18 protein-coding genes are annotated in these 17,634 nt (G+C 37.5%); 13 read left to right on the top strand and 5 right to left on the bottom strand.

Annotated elements, in window-relative coordinates; translation table 11 throughout:
* Positions 1-20: 20 nt before the first annotated feature.
* The 6 genes from CRO15_RS01580 (at position 21) to CRO15_RS01555 (ending at position 5,422) form a co-directional block, all read left to right on the top strand.
* Entirely contained in the window at positions 21-281 is a 261-nt protein-coding gene (locus CRO15_RS01580) for a YkoF family thiamine/hydroxymethylpyrimidine-binding protein (RefSeq protein ID WP_097043979.1), read from the top strand.
* Positions 265-903, top strand: a complete 639-nt coding sequence (gene pnuC, locus CRO15_RS01575; RefSeq protein ID WP_097043978.1) for a nicotinamide riboside transporter PnuC — start codon at positions 265-267, stop codon at positions 901-903. The genes CRO15_RS01580 and pnuC overlap by 17 nt, the downstream gene beginning before the upstream one ends.
* The gene (locus CRO15_RS01570; RefSeq protein WP_097043977.1) at positions 858-1,421 is read left to right on the top strand and encodes an AAA family ATPase; all 564 of its coding nucleotides are present in this window, start codon (positions 858-860) and stop codon (positions 1,419-1,421) included. The genes pnuC and CRO15_RS01570 overlap by 46 nt, the downstream gene beginning before the upstream one ends.
* Positions 1,418-2,956 (top strand): DUF4301 family protein, encoded by a 1,539-nt coding sequence (locus CRO15_RS01565; protein WP_097043975.1) that lies wholly within the window; start codon positions 1,418-1,420, stop codon positions 2,954-2,956. The genes CRO15_RS01570 and CRO15_RS01565 overlap by 4 nt, the downstream gene beginning before the upstream one ends.
* A gap of 678 nt (positions 2,957-3,634) precedes the next feature.
* Positions 3,635-3,940, top strand: a complete 306-nt coding sequence (locus CRO15_RS01560) for a hypothetical protein (RefSeq protein ID WP_097043973.1) — start codon at positions 3,635-3,637, stop codon at positions 3,938-3,940.
* A gap of 135 nt (positions 3,941-4,075) precedes the next feature.
* Positions 4,076-5,422 carry a sigma-54-dependent transcriptional regulator gene (locus tag CRO15_RS01555; RefSeq protein ID WP_097043972.1) on the top strand — a complete coding sequence of 449 codons (1,347 nt, stop codon included), beginning with the start codon at positions 4,076-4,078 and terminating at the stop codon, positions 5,420-5,422.
* Here the strand turns inward: CRO15_RS01555 and CRO15_RS01550 are convergent.
* Positions 5,397-7,856, bottom strand: a complete 2,460-nt coding sequence (locus tag CRO15_RS01550) for a hybrid sensor histidine kinase/response regulator (RefSeq protein ID WP_097043971.1) — start codon at positions 7,854-7,856, stop codon at positions 5,397-5,399. The genes CRO15_RS01555 and CRO15_RS01550 overlap by 26 nt on opposite strands.
* A 346-nt stretch (positions 7,857-8,202) precedes the next feature.
* On the opposite strand from CRO15_RS01550, the gene CRO15_RS01545 reads away from it, so the two are divergent.
* Both CRO15_RS01545 and CRO15_RS01540 read left to right on the top strand, forming a co-directional pair.
* On the top strand, positions 8,203-10,371 hold the full coding sequence (locus CRO15_RS01545) for a TonB-dependent receptor (RefSeq protein ID WP_243396876.1): 2,169 nt from the start codon (positions 8,203-8,205) through the stop codon (positions 10,369-10,371).
* Positions 10,372-10,412: 41 nt separating this feature from the next.
* Positions 10,413-11,414, top strand: a complete 1,002-nt coding sequence (locus CRO15_RS01540; RefSeq protein ID WP_243396875.1) for a Gfo/Idh/MocA family protein — start codon at positions 10,413-10,415, stop codon at positions 11,412-11,414.
* Between the two features lie 6 nt (positions 11,415-11,420).
* Here the strand turns inward: CRO15_RS01540 and CRO15_RS01535 are convergent, their stop codons facing one another.
* A complete protein-coding gene (locus tag CRO15_RS01535) occupies positions 11,421-11,858 on the bottom strand; it encodes a Rieske (2Fe-2S) protein (protein WP_097043967.1) in 438 nt (145 codons plus the stop codon).
* A gap of 187 nt (positions 11,859-12,045) precedes the next feature.
* Here CRO15_RS01535 and greA point away from each other — a divergent pair, with 187 nt between their 5' ends.
* Together greA and CRO15_RS01525 are read left to right on the top strand one after the other, a co-directional pair.
* Positions 12,046-12,522 carry a transcription elongation factor GreA gene (gene greA / locus CRO15_RS01530; RefSeq protein WP_097043965.1) on the top strand — a complete coding sequence of 159 codons (477 nt, stop codon included), beginning with the start codon at positions 12,046-12,048 and terminating at the stop codon, positions 12,520-12,522.
* A gap of 70 nt (positions 12,523-12,592) precedes the next feature.
* Positions 12,593-12,985, top strand: a complete 393-nt coding sequence (locus tag CRO15_RS01525) for an HIT family protein (protein WP_097043964.1) — start codon at positions 12,593-12,595, stop codon at positions 12,983-12,985.
* Here CRO15_RS01525 and CRO15_RS01520 read toward each other — a convergent pair.
* Positions 12,973-13,326: a hypothetical protein gene (locus CRO15_RS01520; RefSeq protein ID WP_097043962.1), complete on the bottom strand. Its 354-nt coding sequence runs from the start codon at positions 13,324-13,326 to the stop codon at positions 12,973-12,975. The two genes, CRO15_RS01525 and CRO15_RS01520, sit on opposite strands and share 13 nt — an antisense overlap.
* A 6-nt stretch (positions 13,327-13,332) precedes the next feature.
* Complete coding sequence (locus tag CRO15_RS01515) at positions 13,333-14,481, bottom strand: sensor histidine kinase (RefSeq protein WP_097043961.1); 1,149 nt, start codon at positions 14,479-14,481, stop codon at positions 13,333-13,335.
* A 125-nt stretch (positions 14,482-14,606) separates the two neighbouring features.
* Here CRO15_RS01515 and CRO15_RS01510 point away from each other — a divergent pair, with 125 nt between their 5' ends.
* The 3 genes from CRO15_RS01510 to aat are packed head-to-tail and all read left to right on the top strand — an operon-like array spanning position 14,607 to position 17,068.
* Positions 14,607-14,984 carry a DUF3127 domain-containing protein gene (locus CRO15_RS01510; RefSeq protein ID WP_097043960.1) on the top strand — a complete coding sequence of 126 codons (378 nt, stop codon included), beginning with the start codon at positions 14,607-14,609 and terminating at the stop codon, positions 14,982-14,984.
* 6 nt (positions 14,985-14,990) lie between these two features.
* Entirely contained in the window at positions 14,991-16,367 is a 1,377-nt protein-coding gene (locus tag CRO15_RS01505) for a short-chain fatty acid transporter (protein ID WP_097043959.1), read from the top strand.
* A gap of 32 nt (positions 16,368-16,399) precedes the next feature.
* Entirely contained in the window at positions 16,400-17,068 is a 669-nt protein-coding gene (gene aat / locus CRO15_RS01500) for a leucyl/phenylalanyl-tRNA--protein transferase (protein ID WP_097043957.1), read from the top strand.
* Here the strand turns inward: aat and CRO15_RS01495 are convergent.
* Complete coding sequence (locus CRO15_RS01495; protein WP_097044807.1) at positions 17,065-17,628, bottom strand: DNA-3-methyladenine glycosylase I; 564 nt, start codon at positions 17,626-17,628, stop codon at positions 17,065-17,067. The two genes, aat and CRO15_RS01495, sit on opposite strands and share 4 nt — an antisense overlap.
* Positions 17,629-17,634: the final 6 nt, after the last annotated feature.

Below are 17,634 nucleotides of genomic sequence, written 5' to 3'. Positions count from 1 at the left end.
TGTAATTTTTTACTATACCCATGAACATATCTGTTGAACTTACCCTGACCCCGCTTCAAGATAACTTTGAGCCTCCGATTATTGAATTCATTAAAAAATTAAGAGCTTCCGGACTAAAGGTTTTAGAGAACCCCTTGAGTACCCAAGTTTATGGGGATTATGAGGAGGTAACGGGATTGCTTCAAACTGAAATAAAGGAAGCTTTCTCAAATTTAGACCATGTGGTATTGACAATGAAGATGGTAAAATCAGACCGAAGCGGGTATGAACCACATTTTTGATTGGATTTTTTCGCAATACGAAGGAGTTTCTGCACATATTGTGGTATTGGAGCTCATAAGCGTAGTCTTCGCACTTTTAAGTGTTTGGTATTCCAAAAGGGAGAATATTTTAGTTTATCCTACTGGAATAATCGCAACCGGAATTGCTGCGTATATTTTACTTTTTTGGGGACTTTTGGGTGATATGCTCATTAATGCTTATTATTTTGTAATGAGTATTATTGGCTGGTACCTGTGGACGCGCAAAGTAGATGAAACCCATTTTGTGCCAATTACCAAAATGACAACGAATGAAAAAAAATGGGCCGTTTTTCTTTTTATAGGTACTATAGTATTTGTTAGTGTTGTTTATTTTCTTGCTGATAAATTCAATGTATGGACGGCATATGTGGATACAATGACTACAGCTATCTTTTTTGTGGGCATGTGGTTGATGGCAAAAAAGAAATTAGAGAATTGGATATATTGGATCATCGGAGATATTATTACAGTGCCCTTGTATTGGTATAAGGGGCTTGTTTTTAGCTCTTTGCTATATTTTTTGTTAACTATTATTGCTATTTATGGTTATAAAGCATGGAAGAAAAACTTAGGCAAGAGCCCTCAAACCTTATTAAAATAGTCCTTTTTGGCCCAGAATCTACTGGAAAAACAACACTTTCCCAACAATTGGCCAGACACTATAATACAGTTTGGGTTCCAGAATACGCTCGGGAATATTTGCAGGATAAATGGAACAACGAGCGTAAAACTTGCGAACCCCATGATTTATTACCAATAGCCGAGGGACAGATCCGATTGGAAAATGAATTGTCTAAAAAAACAAGCGATGTCCTTATTTGTGATACCGATTTGTTAGAGACCAAAGTTTATTCAGAAGCCTATTATATTGGATATTGTGATCCGGTTTTAGAGAAGTATGCCCTGCAGAATACCTATGACCTATACTTTTTAACCTATATAGACACACCTTGGGAGGCCGATGATCTTAGGGATAAGCCAAATGAAAGAGAAAAAATGTTCAAGTGTTTTCAGGAAACCTTGGAAAAATATGATAGGAATTTCATTATCTTGAAAGGAGATAAAAAAACAAGGCTCAAAACAGCAATCAAACATATCGATAAACTCCTCAAAGCATGATAGACCTAACTGTAAAAGATCAGGAGCAACTTCAAGAGAAGGGCATTTCCAAAGAAAAAGTTGAAAACCAAATAAGCACTTTTAAGGATGGTATCCCATTTGTTAAGCTTGAAAAAGAGGCCGTGGTTGAAGATGGCATTTTCAAACCATCGGAAAAGGAGCAAAAAGAACTGGTGGAGTATTTTGAGGATTCTAGAAGTGAACTACAATTATTGAAGTTTGTGCCAGCCTCAGGCGCTGCTTCACGTATGTTCAAGGCCATGTTCAATTTTTTGGAGGCATATGACTTTTCTAAAGAAACATTATCGACCTACATAGATAGAACTGGAGATGCTGCTGTTAAACAATTTTCTGAGAATATAGAAAACTTTTCATTCTATGACTTGATTATGGAAAGAATTTCAGGAAAGGCATCTAATAAAGATGAAGAAGTCTATTTGTTTGTAAAGGAGATGTTGGTGGCGGAAGGATTGAACTACGGCTTTTATCCCAAAGGATTACTTCCTTTTCATAAATACAATTCTGGAAGTGCCACTCCTTTTGAAGAGCATTTAAAGGAAGCTTACCTTTATGCCAAAACAGATGGAAAGGCGAATCTTCATTTCACCATTTCGGAGCAACATAATGACATGTTCAAGGCGGAACACCAAGAGGTAGGTCCAAAGACAGAAAAAACAACAGGAACACAGTTCAATATTTCCTATTCTAACCAAAAGCCTTCTACGGACACCATTGCGGTGGATATGCAAAATAAACCTTTTAGAAACAATGATGGCTCTTTACTCTTCCGGCCTGGGGGTCATGGTGCGTTAATTGAAAACCTGAATGACCAAGATGCTGACATTATTTTTATCAAGAATATTGACAATGTGGTCATTGATGAAAACCTGAGAGAGGTTGCAGACAGTAAAAAAATGCTGGCAGGGGTTTTAAAAAAAGCCCAAACTAAGGCATTTGCTTATGCAAAGCAGCTTGAAGACAACAATGTTTCTGAAGAGCAAGTGGCAGAAATCAAACATTTTTTGGAAGAAGAATTGAACGCAAGATTACCGCAGGAGTTTAATGGTTCCAGCCTAAACGAGCAAATGAATATGTTGAACGACAAATTGAATCGCCCCATTAGAGTCTGCGGAATGGTAAAAAATGAAGGTGAACCCGGAGGAGGCCCATTCTGGATAAGTGACCCTCAGGGAAATATATCACTTCAGATTATAGAATCTGCCCAAATTGATATGTCCAATGAAAAGCAGGTCGCTATTTTAAAAAATTCAACACACTTTAATCCTGTCGATTTGATTTGTGGAGTAAGAAATTTTAAAGGAGAAAAGTATAACCTTTTGGATTTTGTGGATGAAAAGCAAGGATTTATCACCAACAAAACAAAAGAAGGAAAAGAACTGAAGGCTTTAGAGCTCCCTGGACTTTGGAATGGCGCCATGGCCTTTTGGAATACAATTTTTGTTGAGGTCCCTTTGGTAACATTTAATCCGGTGAAAACTGTGAACGATTTACTAAAAGCTACACACCAAGCATAATTGTAGAACTTATTTTACTGAAATGCGGCTTTGGATAAAAAATTCCAAAGCCGCATTTTTTGTTCGCAATGTGACCTAATTAAAAAAATGGTGTCCAATAAATAGAAGAATGAAAAATGTTCGAAGAAAAAAGAAATTGTAAGCAAAAGAAATTAAAAATACATCTAGATAGAGATGTCTAGATTTTTTTGGTTGGTTGATTTGGTTGAAAGGTCGTACACGGTGCGACCTTTTCTTTGTGACCTAAATGAAAAAGTAGTGTCCAATATATAGAAACACTGAAAATGCTTTTTAAAATCGTATTTGCTCTTGGGTTGTTCTCATTTGTATTGGCTGTTTGTTTAGTGGTACCCCATTTAAACAGTGAATATAAGGCAAGAAAAAAAAGAAAATCAGGATGATGCTATGCAAACACTAACCTTTGCGTTATCCATAGTAGCCAATATCCTTTAAGGTTAGAATGTTGGTGAAATTGAAAGGGCTGCTTCTGCAGCCTTTTCTGTATAAAAAATATACAGTTTTCACCTTACTGTAAACAAAAATACACACCGCCTCTTTTCATAATAAGAAATTAAACATCTATATATCAGTGGATTAAGATAAAATCCAAATCTAATAAATAATGGCATTGGATTTTCATAAGAATAGTCAAGTTTAATTTTTAAAAATAGAATACACATGAAAAATTTATTTTTTGCTACAGTTTTATCTTTTGTTGGTTTAACAGCTATGGCGCAAGAAGAGACCGCAGAGGCACAAATGGATGAGACTACCACAGTAGCTTCAATACAGGATTTTCAGGAAATCAATATTTCAGATTTGCCTGAGACAGTTAAAGCTGCTGTCAAAAAAGATTACCCAACGGCGAGTATTGACAAAGCTTATAAAAATGAGTCAGATCAGTATAAATTGGAACTATCCCTTAAAGATGGAACTAAGGGAACTGTTTATGCAGATGCCGAAGGTAACTGGATAGAGATATAGCATGAGTTTTGATTAATCGTGTTAGGTTAGTTTGGTTTGAGAGGGGTCTGCTGTAGCAGGCCCCTCCCTTTTGTGATAATTTTACCAAATAGTTAAAATCCCATACTTGATCGGTATCGTATATTAGATACTGAGATGCCCAAAATCTTAATCATTGAAGACGATACTGCTTTTTGTCAAATGCTTCAAAAGTTTTTGACCAGACAAGGCTATGGGGTTTCCGCAAGCTTTAATCTTAAAGAGGCCCGAGAAAAATTGGCGACTGATTTTTTCGATATCATTTTGTGTGATGTTAGACTGCCGGAAGGAGATGGAATCTCATTGCTTTCCAAAATAAAAGAGAAGTCACCCAAAACCCGTGTAATTTTAATGACAGGCTTTGCCGAGGTTAAAACTGCCGTACAGGCGATGAAGAAAGGGGCATTTGATTATATATCTAAACCCTTTACACCTGAAAGTATCTTGGAAGTAATTGCCAGTGCACTAAATGCAAATGGTTCCAAGGAATTGAAACTTCACGAAACGATTAAATTAAGCACTATAAGTGCCAATAAGAGTACAAACAAAATAATAGGGAGTGGAGAGGCGTCAAAAAAATTACAACAATATATTGAGCTGGTAGCCCCAACGAACATGTCTGTTTTGTTAATTGGAGAAAGTGGCACAGGAAAGGAGGTTACTGCTAGGGCAATCCATAATATTAGTAAACAAAAAGACAAAAACTTTGTGGCTGTTGATTGTGGGGCCATCCCAAAAGAGTTGGCGACCAGTGAGTTTTTTGGTCATATAAAGGGGAGCTTTACAGGGGCCATTGAAGACAAAATAGGGCATTTTGAAGCAGCAAATGGAGGTACGCTCTTTTTGGATGAAATAGGAAATCTTTCCTATGAAAACCAAGTACAGCTGCTCCGGGCAATTCAGGAACGAAAAATAAAACGGGTGGGGAGTACCAGAGAGGTTTCTGTGGATGTTAGGATTGTGGCCGCTACCAATGAAGATTTGACCGAAGCTGTTGCACAGGGCAATTTTAGGGAAGATTTATTTCACCGCCTGAATGAATTTTCAATTGAAATCCCATCACTAAAAGCCAGAAAAGAGGATTTAATGTTATTTGTCGAGTTCTTTTTGAAAAATGCCAATGCCGAACTGAACAAAAATGTAAACCAACTATCGAAGGAAGTAAAACAAATTTTTTTTAGTTACAATTGGCCCGGAAATCTAAGAGAACTGAACAATGTGATAAAACGATCTGTGCTATTCACTGATGGTGATATCATAGGTTTAGATGCTGTTCCTCAAACTTTGAAGACTGAATCTGAAGAAGATGAATTAGGAGATTTTTCAAAACATAAATTTGAAAAGGAAAGGATTCTCAAGGCATTGAAACAAACCAATTTTAATAAGAGCAAAGCTGCCAAACTTTTGCAAATAACAAGAAAGACCTTATACAACAAGATTAATTATTATCAACTAGAAGTGTAGTCAAATACGTTTGCATTTCTTCTTTTAAATTGGAGATAGAAAGGTTTAACAGTTCCAAATCCTCTAGGCTTTTTTGGTATGAAATATTGGGTGTTACCTGTTCAAAATTTTCCAAAATGGGCACTGCACTATCAACTTTGAGTTGCCTGAACATAGGAAGCATTTTATGCGAAACAGCAATGATTTCAAGATGCTTTCTTTTTTTGACGGCCTTTGAAAGGAGTTTCAGGTTTTTATCCGTATTGCTCAAAAAAGTGTTCAAAACCTCGTGGATTGCCTGATCACTATTCAAAAATGATGAGATGATTTCCGTACTGAACAAGTCAGAGGATACACCTTTCATCTGATTAATTTTTTCAATTGCTGAATCAAAAGGTTTGTTAATTCCATTCAGGACTTTTAGCAAGGTTTCTCCGGAAAAAGGCTTTAACAGAACATCTCTAAATCCAACATTGAGGAATTGGCTTTTGGGAATTTCACGCTTACCGGTCATTGCGATAATAGGTTGGCTTTTATAATTAGGAACAGCTCCTTTTTTAAACTCCTTTATTACTTCAAACCCACTAATTTTTGGCATTTGAATATCTGTCAGAACAACATCATAGTCCAATGGACTTACTTTTTTTAAATCTTCAAAAGACGAAAACGTTTCTATTCTAAGACCATATGTTTCACAGATTTCCTTTAAAAGTTTCAACAGGGTTTTATCGTCATCAAGAATGATAAGTGATAACCTATTTTCAAAATGGGGCTCTAAAATTTCTTTGGAAGGAATGTTGTTTCTTGAAAATGTCAACGGCATTGAAAAAGTAAATGTGCTGCCCTTGTTTACTTCGCTTTCAACCTCTAAAGTTCCTCCTAATAACTCGGCAAGTTTTTTTGAGATTGTAAGTCCTAATCCGTACCCCTCTATTTTCTCCTCAGAAGAATTTCCTGCTTGCACAAATTCCTTGAATATCAGCTCCTGTTTCTCTTTCTCAATACCAATACCGGTATCGGCAACTTGGATTTGTACTCTAGAAACTCTATGCTCTTCCCTGACAAAAGCCTTGATTTTCACTGAACCCTTATAGGTAAATTTAAAGGCATTCCCAATTAGGTTGGTCAATATTTGTCTTACCCTTAATGGATCTCCAATTATTGGAGTTTTCAAATTTTCAGCAATTTCTAGATGCAATGGAATGGATTTTTCCAAACCTGTTTCTTCAAAATTTAAGATTGTTTCCGAAATTAAATCGGAAATAATAAAAGAAACATTTTCTATGGATGTCTTGCCTGCTTCCAATTTTGAAAAATCCAACAGGTCGTTCATGAGATTCTCTACATATCCTGCTGCTGATTTCATAGTTTCAAAATAGTGTGCCTGCTCGTTGTCCGTGGATTCATGTTCCAATAATTCCATGTAGCCCTTCAGGGTATGCAACGGAGATCTTATATCATGACTTACCGTTGATATCAATTGCTCCCTACTTTTCAAGAGAGATTCGGAATACCTTTTTTCTTTTTCCAATCTTTCCCTATATAGTTGACCTTTCCAATAATCATTAGCAATCAAAAAAGTGAAGACACATACAAGTATAAATCCTAGAATAGCTGCTGCCCACGCAAATTGCGCACTTCTTTTAAGGAGTGTTTGCTTGCTTAAATTATTGGAATAGACCTCCATGATCAGCTCTTGCTCAAATGCGGAAATTATACTCCTGAGTTTTTGGGAAAGTTCAAGGTCTACCTTATAGATCTGCAGCTCTTTGGCTATCATAGAACGCTCTAATTTTGCTGTTTCTATCTTTGCATCTTCCAACATTGATTTAGATAGATTTAGAATCGAATCCAATGCATTGGCGCTGGTTTTTCTTGAAGCATTTTCTGGAATATTTTCGTTCAAAATGGCTACATATTCACGGATAGATTTTTGGGTCTTGGCAGGAAGTTGATAAAAATTGGGCACAAAAGTCTCAGGGGTAATCCTGCCTAAATCCGTTTCCATTTTTTTAAAAGCGCTCAGAAGAGAGTCTATAGGGGCATTATTCTCATTTTTCACCTTAAGCTTTCTAAGCTCAGCATTGTTGTAAACCTTTTGCTGCAATAATTTTTGTACAGTGATCAGCTTGCCAATTTGACCTGTATCTTTTGCTAGTAGTTTTAACGCCTCTATAGTATGGAAAATGGAGTCTACCTTTTTTGCGTAGGTATTCAAGCTCTTCCTTTTTTTGTTTTGTAATGCCAACTTGGAGAGGTTCTCCGCTTCATAAAGCTCAGTGAGCAATGAATTGGTCTTTAGTAACTTGGTGCTTTCATTTTCTTTGTTTTGACCAGCTGAGTAGTTGTTGAATTCAGCATAGATAAAAAAACCGGCCAATAGGGTTATCATGCCCAATATTAAATAACCGGCAATAATTTTTATAGTAAATCTTTTTCTGGATTTGGTGAGCATAAAAGAGTCTTGCTTAAATATGTACGTAAGGCGTATTAATGGTAGTTCTATAAAAATGTTAATTATGATACTTTTTTACTATGAAAAATCAATATCCAATCTTACATTTGTGGCATCTCAAAGGGGTGCTTTTATAATGAAGGCTGAGATTATACCCAATGAACCTGGGCGGGTAATGCTGCCAAGGGATTGCGCTTAGCGCATCTTGGAATTTCTATGTTTCTTTTGAAACAAAATCAAATTAATTAACAGGAATAATGGCCCCTTTTATTCGTAAACATTTTTACGGATGAAACCGATTTATTCAATGATCAACCTCAAGGCCGCGGAGGTAAAAAGCGGTTCAATGCGACAACTAAAAAACAATAGGAACTATCGCGTTAAAACATCTTTATTCACAACAATTGCCCTTACAGGGCTGGCACTTACAGTAAGTGCACAACAATCGCCAACAGATTCGCTTGAAGGCAAGAAAATTGTGCTTGACGAGGTATTGGTTCAAGCAGTTCGGGTAACTAAAGAGTTCCCCATCACTTTTTCCAATTTGAACAAAGCAGAAATCACTCCGAGAAATTTGGGGCAAGATATCCCTGTTTTAATGAATTTTCTGCCTGCTGTGGTGACAACCTCTGACGCTGGCGCTGGAATTGGCTATACTGGAATTCGGGTTCGTGGAAGCGATGCCACTAGGGTAAATGTTACCATCAATGGAATCCCGTACAACGATGCTGAATCGCAGGGTACCTTTTGGGTGAATATGCCAGACTTTGCGTCATCTACCGAAAGTTTACAGTTGCAAAGAGGTGTTGGTACATCTACTAATGGAGCAGGTGCTTTTGGTGCTAGTCTGAATTTGCTTACCGATGCTTTTTCAGAACAGGCCTATGGTAGAATATCTTCATCAATTGGGAGTTTTAACACACTCAGAAATAATATGAAGTTCAGTACTGGGCTTATGAACAATCATTTTGAACTTTCTGGAAGATTATCGCGTATTACATCTGATGGCTATATTGATAGGGCCACTTCCGAATTGGATGGTTATTTTTTGCAGGGGACATATAAGGATGAGAACACTTTGATAAAAGCTTTGCTTTTTGGGGGACATGAGGTAACGTATCAAGCATGGAATGGCATTGATGCAGAAACTTTGAGAACTAATAGGACGTTTAATTCTGCAGGAATCTATACCGATGAAAACGGAAACACACAGTTCTATGAAAAGGAAGAGGACAATTATAAGCAAGACCATTTTCAATTACATTGGAATGAAACAATCAATCCTTCATGGAATGCCAATATAGCATTACACTATACTCGCGGGCGAGGGTTTTTTGAGCAATTCAAGGAAGACGATGATTTCGCAACCTATGGATTTGAACCTTTGACAGTAAATGGAGAGATTGTCAATACAACTGATTTGGTAAGAAGAAGATGGTTGGACAATGATGTTTATGGTTTTGTGACATCCATTAACCACAAAAAAGAAAACCTTGACCTAATTTTGGGAGGGGGGTATAATTCCTATAAAGGAGATCATTTTGGAGAGGTTGTTTGGGCCCGTTTTGCAAGCAATAGTAATATTAGAGATCGTTATTATGATAACAATTCAACAAAAACCGACTTCAATGCTTATGTAAAGGCAAACTATAGATTGGATGATAAATGGTCGGTTTTTGGTGATATCCAATATCGAGGAGTAGGTTACGAAGCCAATGCTGCGGATACTGGCCTAGTGGATGACACCTTCAATTTTTTTAACCCCAAGGCTGGAATCACTTTTGACCTTAACCCTAACCACAACTTCTATTTTTCATATGCTGTGGCTAATAGAGAGCCTAATCGTAATGATTATAAAAATGGAAATCCTAAACCAGAACGTTTGAATGATTTTGAATTGGGATGGCGTTATGTTTCCCCTTCATTTCAATTGAATGCAAACGCATACTATATGGGTTACAAAGATCAATTGGTACTCACTGGTGAATTGAATGATGTTGGAGCTCCGCTTAGAGAAAATGTGGGGGACAGCTATCGCTTAGGACTGGAATTGGATGCTAATATCCAATTGGGAAAACAATTTATGTTGAGACCCAATATAGCCCTTAGTGATAATAAAAATGTGGACTTTATTACTCAAAATGATGATGTGCTTCAAAACCTAGGAAATACCCATATTGCATTTTCACCCAGCATAGTTGCTGGAGGTATCTTGGCTTTTGCACCTAATGACAACCTGCAGGTTTCATTGCTTTCAAAATATGTGGGAGAGCAATATATGGGCAATATAGATTCTGAGGCATCCGTGTTGGACAGTTATTCCCAAACAGATTTTAACGTACAATATGTTATTGAAATCAACTCTTTTGTAAAGAATATTGCACTAACCGGTTTAGTGAACAATATTTTGGATCAGGATATTGTTTCCAATGGAGCAGATTATGGAGGAGGCTATATTTACTATTATCCCCAAGCTGGAATCAACTTTTTGTTGGGAGCCACGGTTAATTTTTAGAAAGCAGTAACACATTTTTAAGGGATTCTGTATTTTTATAAATGATGACAGAATCCCTTAATTTTTTTGATAAAACCCCAATTCGTTGGGGTGTTATTGGCTGTGGAAGTGTGGCAGAGAAAAAAAGTGTGCCAGCATACCGCATGACTGCTGGATTTGAAGTCAGCATGGTGATGCGGAGGGATGCCGAAAAAGCAAAGGACTACGCCTTAAGGCATAGGGTGCCTCATTGGACAACAGATGCGAAAGAGGTTATTGAAAACCCAAAAATAGATGCCATTTATATTGCCACTCCACCAGATACCCATAGATTTTATGGACTCCAAGTAGCAGCGGCAGGGAAACCCTGTTGCATAGAAAAACCTATGGCTCCCACATATCAGGATAGTTTGTCAATTCATGAAGCCTTCAAATCAAAAAACCTTCCGCTTTTTATTGCTTATTACCGACGCTCTTTGCCTAGATTTTTAAGAATAAGACAGTGGTTGGATGAAGGGTTGATTGGCGAGGCTAGATGTATCCATTGGCAAAAAACAAAACAATCAAACGAAATGGATTTGAGTGGTTCTTACAACTGGAGAACTGATAAAAAAGTGGCTCCTGGTGGATATTTTGATGACTTGGCAAGTCATGGGTTAGATTTGTTTGCTTATTTATTGGGCGATATTAAAGAAGCTCATGGAGTTGCTTCAAATCAACTTGGATTATATTCAGCTTATGATGCGGTTACTGGAGCATGGAAGCATAAAAATGGTGTTGTGGGAAGTGGAAGTTGGAATTTTGGGGCTGGTGAACGGAAAGACAAGGTTGAAATAATGGGTTCGGAAGGAAAAATAAGTTTTTCGGTGCTAGATGAGGCTCCAATATTGCTTGAAAATGCTTCTGGTAAACAAAGTTTGGAAATTTCCCACCCAGTGCATATTCAGCAATTTCATGTAGAAAATATTAAAAGGCACTTATTGGACAATACAACACATCCTTCTACGGGAGATTCAGGTCTGAATACAAGTTGGGCAATGGATAAAATCTTAGGGAACTTATAATTTTGATCAATTGGAAATGGTGATAATATTTCCGCGTTGTGTGGTCCTGTAAAAAAGCAGGTCATAATAACGTTTACCATCATCAGGTCTGTTCAATTGTTCGCCTGTAAAAAGGTTGTATGTAAAATCCTCACAGGAACAAACCACATTTTGGCCATCCAAGGACATAGTGGAACAATTATTTGGGGTGTGGTTGGGACAACTGGCCTCAAAGGCAAAAAATGTGTCAAATCCGGTTTTCATTACATAAGCCCCTCTGGTGCCAACACCGTTATTAGGAATATAGACTGGATTGCCAATAGTACTCAATTTATTGTATGAGGGCAGATTTAGGTTTAAATCAAACCTAAAACTCACCTCCTGAAGGTAAGGATTTCGGTTGGTACCATCTGAATTACAAGAAATTAAGAAAAACAATAAAATACAGCTCCACAGATGCCTCATAGTTAGGGTTTCAAAACATTACAGAGGCAAATTTGGGTAAAAATTACCTATATTTGCGTTAAATCCTCGCAAAAAAACTATGCTGGACATAGGGGTCGTAGAGGATTTTTTGTATTTCTAGCGATAAAGCACATTGGGAAAATAATTGCATTTTCTTCAATGTTCTTTTGCATTAAAAAAAGACAATATGAGCAAAATATCATATTATACAGCAGAAGGATTAAAGAAATTAAGAGAGGAGTTGAACCACTTGAAAGATGTGGAAAGGCCAAAGGCCTCCCAGGCTATTGGAGAGGCAAGGGATAAAGGAGATTTGTCTGAAAATGCAGAATATGACGCGGCAAAAGAAGCACAGGGCCTTTTGGAAATGAAGATTTCCAAAATGGAGGAGACCTTGTCCAATGCACGATTGATTGACGAGTCCCAATTAGATATGTCAAAAGTATTGGTACTGTCCACGGTAAAACTGAAGAACCAGACCAATGGTATGGAAATGAAATATACGCTGGTGGCGGAAAGCGAAGCGGATTTGAAAACTGGAAAGATATCGGTGACATCTCCTATAGGAAAAGGATTATTGGGGAAATCGGTCGGTGATGTGGCTGAAATAAAGGTCCCTAATGGAACGTTAAAGTTTGATATTTTGGAAATTACCAGGGATTAAGAGATACTTAAATTCTTATATTTAATCCTGTCCCTGGTGACAGGATTTTTTATTCAAACTCAAACCAAACATGCCAAGTATTTTTACCAAGATTATTAATGGAGACATCCCCTGCTATAAAATTGCGGAGGATGCCGATAATTTTGCATTTCTCGATATAAACCCTAATGCAAAAGGCCATACCCTTTGTGTCCCCAAAAAAGAAGTGGACAAAATAATGGACCTTGATGAAGAAGCTTATATGAAGTTAATGTCGTTTTCCCGAAGGATTGGTAAAGCTATTGAAGCGGCTGTTGCCTGTAAGCGGGTTGGAATGTCTGTGATTGGATTAGAAGTGCCACACGTTCATGTTCATCTCATTCCGTTGCATAGTATGAAAGATGCAACTTTTCAACATAAAGAAAATTTGAATTCAGAAGAGTTTGAAACTATTGCAGAGAAAATCAGAAATTATCTAAAATAGCCTTCCATATAAAGATAAATTCCAACTGTGACCAAACACAGCACTAATACAAGAATAACGAGGAAGAGTGTCGTGAATCGTATGGAAGCCTTGTCCGGGGTTACTAACTTATTATAATATTCATACACCCTTTCAATGTCTGGAGTCCAATTTACCGGGTAAATAATGGAATAACATTTTTTACATTTTATCTCAGATGTTACTTGATCTGTAGTCTTATGAAAAAACGAATTGAAGGTGTGCTTTTGATAAAAGGTGAGCTTTAACTCCTGATTGAAGCACTCAGGGCAATTGTTGGTCAATGCCGCATCTTTTATTGCAACTTGTTTTTCCTTTGCCATAACATATTAAGTGTTAGCCCTAAGGGAAATTTGCATGATTGTTCCTTCTTTACTTGACGAAAGTACTTTAATTTTTCCTTTATGGTACTCTTCCACAATTCTTTTAACAAGTGAAAGTCCTAAGCCCCAGCCCCTTTGTTTTGATGTTACCCCAGGATTAAATATGTTTTGAAAATCACTTTTGGGTACTCCGTGTCCTGTATCCGATACTAAAATATTTACGTTTTGCCCTTTTTGTTCAATTTGAATTGCAATGTTTCCTTTTCCCTTCATGGCATCTATCCCGTTTTTTACCAAATTTTCAATACTCCAATTATATAATGGCACGTTCAGTAAAACGGGTAGCTCATCTATTTCAGAACTAAAAGAAAAGTGAACCAATTTAGAGCTTCTTCGTTTTAAATACTGATAAGCTTTTTCCGTTTCTTCAACAATATCATGCACCTCAAGATTTGGAATGGATCCAATTTTGGAAAATCGATCTGTAATGGTCTGCAATCTAGTAATATCTTTTGCTATTTCTTTGGTAATGTCAGGATTGATGTCCTCAGACTTTAAAAGCTCGTTCCAGCCCAAGAGCGATGTCAACGGAGTTCCAATTTGGTGTGCGGTCTCCTTGGCCATTCCTGCCCAAAGCTTGTTTTGTTCTGAAGCTTTGTTGGTTTTAAAGAAAAAGAAAATGACCGCTCCGAAAAGACAGATGATCAGAAGCAAGGCCAAAGGATAGTATTTTAGTTTGTTCAAAACTTCGGAATTTCCATAGTAAAGAGTTTCCAAAAGCTCTCCTTCCTGAATTATATGGATAGGTTTGTTCTCACTTTCAAACTGCCGTATTTTTTTTTGTATGTAAACACTGTCAGTAACTTTTTCAGTTGAAATATTGTGAGTTTTTATAGAACCTTCCTCGTTTACCAAGATCATAGGAGTTGAGGTGTTGTTTCCCATTACCTTCAAAGTGAGGTTTCCTAATTCTTGATCTACTGAAGATTGTATGAGCTCTGATTGGGCAGTTGCCCAAATTTCCATTTTTAAACGTTCCTCTTCTTTGAATTTCTTAAAAAAACTGTTTGTATTCCAAAGAATGAGGCTTACAATAACAAATGCAGATATCAATAGGGTAATATTGGATGCTTTGTTTTTGGGGCTGAAGTTCATTTTTTGGCAGAATTCGGATTAAAGATAGGAGAAAATGTAAAATTATGTTGATAGTTCGTGGTTTCTTGTGGTTTTTATTAGACTTCATTTTATGTATTTTTGGAGCTTATTGAAAAGTAACGTAAATGGAAGTTCAGGGAAGAATTAAAATGATTGATGAGACCAAAACTTATGGCAACAATGGTTTCAGAAAAAGAGAATTGGTAGTCACTACAGAAGAGCAATACCCACAACATATTTTGGTAGAATTTGTTCAGGATAAATGTGATCTTTTAAACAGCTATACTGTTGGACAAATGGTTAAAGTGAGTATCAATTTAAGAGGTAGAGAGTGGACTAACCCGCAAGGTGAGACCAAATATTTTAATTCAATCCAGGGATGGCGTATTGAAAACCTAGAGGCTGCTCAAGGAGGCGAAAATATGCCGCCGGTTCCGCCAATGGAAGCTTTTGAGCCTGCGGATGATCTCAATGAAGAGGATCACGACGACTTACCGTTTTAATCCACTATGGGCCTTACAAAGGTCATAGAACATATTTTTAGAAGGTATTTACCTTCCCCGTTTACAATTGCGGTACTCCTAACGGTGTTGACAATTGTATTGGCACTTGTTTTCACGGACAACATTTCGGAGAGAAACCATTTAGTGACCATTCTTTCCTATTGGGAAAATGGTATCTGGAACAACAGTCTTTTGGTGTTTGCCTACCAAATGATGTTGATTCTGGTCTTGGGTCACGTTTTGGTACTGAGCAAACCCATGGAAAGATTGATACTTCGTATCACCAAGTTTGTAAAAAACACGTCTAATGCGGCGGTGTTGGTTGCGTTACCAACCATGTTGGTTTCGTTTTTTAATTGGGGGTTGGGGCTCGTTTTTGGAGCTATTTTGGCCAGAAAAGTGGGAGAATATGCGCAAGCCAACAATGTTCCTGTCAATTATCCATTGATAGGTGCTTCCGGGTATGTGGGTTTAATGGTCTGGCATGGAGGAATAAGCGGGTCTGCCCCGATCAAGGTTTCTGAAGCAGGACATTTAAGGGAATTGATGGGAGGTGTCACAAATCAGGAAGTGCTTGGTCAACTACCTGAAACCATCTCCACCTCATTGACTGTTTTCAGCGGATGGAATCTTACCTTATTTCTTCTTGTTGCTATAGCAATAAGCGCGCTGGTCTATTTTTTGGGCAAGCTGGCAGCTCCTAAAAGTGTTGAGTTAAAAGAATATCGATTCCAATCCATTGGTAGAGAAAACTTAAAAGGTGCTGAGAAATTGGATTACTCAAGAATTGCGGCATCTATTTTTGGAGGATTGATCTTGTTGACATTTCTATTTCAATATTTGCCTGCGTTGCGTAAGCTGAACATTACCCCAAATATGCTCAATTTTTTTATGTTGGGGTTGGCCATAGCACTACATGGAAGCTTTAAAAGCTTTTTAATAGCTGTAGAAGAGGCAATAGGCGATACCGCAGGTATTTTGATTCAGTTTCCTTTGTATTTTGGAATCATGGGAATAATGGCAAGTAGTGGTATGATTAATGGAATTTCTGACTTTTTTGCGTCCATAAGCACCACTACAACATTACCAATCTTCACTTTTATAAGTGCTGGGGTGGTCAATATTTTTGTGCCTAGTGGGGGAGGGCAATGGGCCATTCAAGGACCTTTGGTGCTAGAATCTTCGCTTCAATTGGGTGTTTCACTGCCAAAAGCGGTAATGGCCCTGGCATATGGTGATCAAATAACCAATATGTTGCAGCCGTTTTGGGCGTTGCCATTGTTGGGAATCACCAAACTAAAGGCCAAAGAAATATTACCGTACACCTTACTTTTTATGTTGGTGGGCAGTCTTATTTATATTGGAGGACTTCTTGTTTTTTAGAAGGTATTTGTAACTTTATTTAAAATTGCATTTTGGAAAAAGACTCAAAAGACTTTCCGCTATTCTTTTTGGGAGACCGATTGGAATTTCCTCCTGTTGAAAATGCAAATGATGATGGCTTATTGGCTGTAGGGGGTGACTTGTCACCGGAACGCTTGTTATTGGCCTATAAAAGCGGAATTTTTCCCTGGTTCAACGAAGATACCTTGATTATGTGGTGGAGTCCTGACCCAAGGATGGTACTTTTCCCAGAGAAAATAAGGATTTCCAAAAGTATGCGCAAAGTGTTGCGAAGCAATCAATTCACAATCACTCAAAATACATGTTTTAAAAAAGTATTGGACAATTGTGCCAAAGCGGAACGAAGAGATCAAGAAGGTACCTGGATAACACCTAAAATGAAATCGGCTTACATAACACTTTTTGATAAAGGTCTTGCAAAATCTTACGAAGTTTGGGAGAATGAAGAGTTGGTAGGAGGATTATACGGGGTGGATTTAGGACATGTCTTTTGTGGCGAAAGTATGTTCAGTAAAGTGCCCAATGCTTCCAAATATGCCTTTATTAAAATGGTACAAGAACTACAGGACAAAAGCTACGAACTTGTGGATTGCCAAGTGCATACCGACCATTTGGAAAGTTTAGGTGCTGGGGAAATTCCGAGAGAAGAGTTTTTAAAAATACTACAGGCTAAACCCTAGACTTCATTGTACCTAAAACAACTAACCTCATGGTCATTGACCATTCCTGTGGCCTGCATTTGGGCATAAATTACGGTGCTGCCTACAAATTTAAAACCTCGCTTTTTCAAATCCTTACTAATAGTATCCGATAGCGGGGTGGTTGCTGGTCCTTCCTTATAATTTTTGAGTGAGTTTTTAATGGGTTTACCGTCCACAAATTTCCAAATGTAATCGCTGAAACTCCCAAATTCTTTTTGAACCTCTATAAATGCCTGCGCATTGGAGACGGTGGCATTTACCTTTAGTTTATTACGAATGATTCCAGGGTTGTCAAGTAACTCATCAATTTTATCTTGATTGTATTTTGCAATTTTTTTGTAATCAAAATTATCGAAAGCCTTTCTGAAGTTTTCCCGCTTTTTTAATACGGTAATCCAGCTAAGACCTGCTTGAAAAGTTTCTAAAATCAAAAATTCAAAAAGGGTCTCATCATCTTTGACAGGTACTCCCCATTCTCGGTCATGGTAGTCTTCGTACAATAAATCACCTTCACACCATCCGCAGCGATGTTTGCTCATAAGTAA

This window comes from Flagellimonas pacifica, assembly GCF_900215465.1.
Classification (GTDB): domain Bacteria; phylum Bacteroidota; class Bacteroidia; order Flavobacteriales; family Flavobacteriaceae; genus Flagellimonas; species Flagellimonas pacifica.
This window is presented reverse-complemented; position numbering and strand designations above follow the sequence as displayed.

Coding starts and splice junctions, on each gene's coding strand:
- CRO15_RS01545 (WP_243396876.1), top strand. CDS start 8,203: ATGCGACAACTAAAAAACAATAGGAACTATCGCGTTAAAACATCTTTA.
- CRO15_RS01555 (WP_097043972.1), top strand. CDS start 4,076: ATGCCCAAAATCTTAATCATTGAAGACGATACTGCTTTTTGTCAAATG.
- CRO15_RS01535 (WP_097043967.1), bottom strand. CDS start 11,858: ATGAGGCATCTGTGGAGCTGTATTTTATTGTTTTTCTTAATTTCTTGT.
- CRO15_RS01510 (WP_097043960.1), top strand. CDS start 14,607: ATGGAAGTTCAGGGAAGAATTAAAATGATTGATGAGACCAAAACTTAT.
- CRO15_RS01505 (WP_097043959.1), top strand. CDS start 14,991: ATGGGCCTTACAAAGGTCATAGAACATATTTTTAGAAGGTATTTACCT.
- pnuC (WP_097043978.1), top strand. CDS start 265: ATGAACCACATTTTTGATTGGATTTTTTCGCAATACGAAGGAGTTTCT.
- CRO15_RS01570 (WP_097043977.1), top strand. CDS start 858: ATGGAAGAAAAACTTAGGCAAGAGCCCTCAAACCTTATTAAAATAGTC.
- CRO15_RS01565 (WP_097043975.1), top strand. CDS start 1,418: ATGATAGACCTAACTGTAAAAGATCAGGAGCAACTTCAAGAGAAGGGC.
- CRO15_RS01495 (WP_097044807.1), bottom strand. CDS start 17,628: ATGAGCAAACATCGCTGCGGATGGTGTGAAGGTGATTTATTGTACGAA.
- CRO15_RS01550 (WP_097043971.1), bottom strand. CDS start 7,856: ATGCTCACCAAATCCAGAAAAAGATTTACTATAAAAATTATTGCCGGT.
- CRO15_RS01515 (WP_097043961.1), bottom strand. CDS start 14,481: ATGAACTTCAGCCCCAAAAACAAAGCATCCAATATTACCCTATTGATA.
- greA (WP_097043965.1), top strand. CDS start 12,046: ATGAGCAAAATATCATATTATACAGCAGAAGGATTAAAGAAATTAAGA.
- CRO15_RS01540 (WP_243396875.1), top strand. CDS start 10,413: ATGATGACAGAATCCCTTAATTTTTTTGATAAAACCCCAATTCGTTGG.
- CRO15_RS01580 (WP_097043979.1), top strand. CDS start 21: ATGAACATATCTGTTGAACTTACCCTGACCCCGCTTCAAGATAACTTT.
- CRO15_RS01520 (WP_097043962.1), bottom strand. CDS start 13,326: ATGGCAAAGGAAAAACAAGTTGCAATAAAAGATGCGGCATTGACCAAC.
- CRO15_RS01525 (WP_097043964.1), top strand. CDS start 12,593: ATGCCAAGTATTTTTACCAAGATTATTAATGGAGACATCCCCTGCTAT.
- CRO15_RS01560 (WP_097043973.1), top strand. CDS start 3,635: ATGAAAAATTTATTTTTTGCTACAGTTTTATCTTTTGTTGGTTTAACA.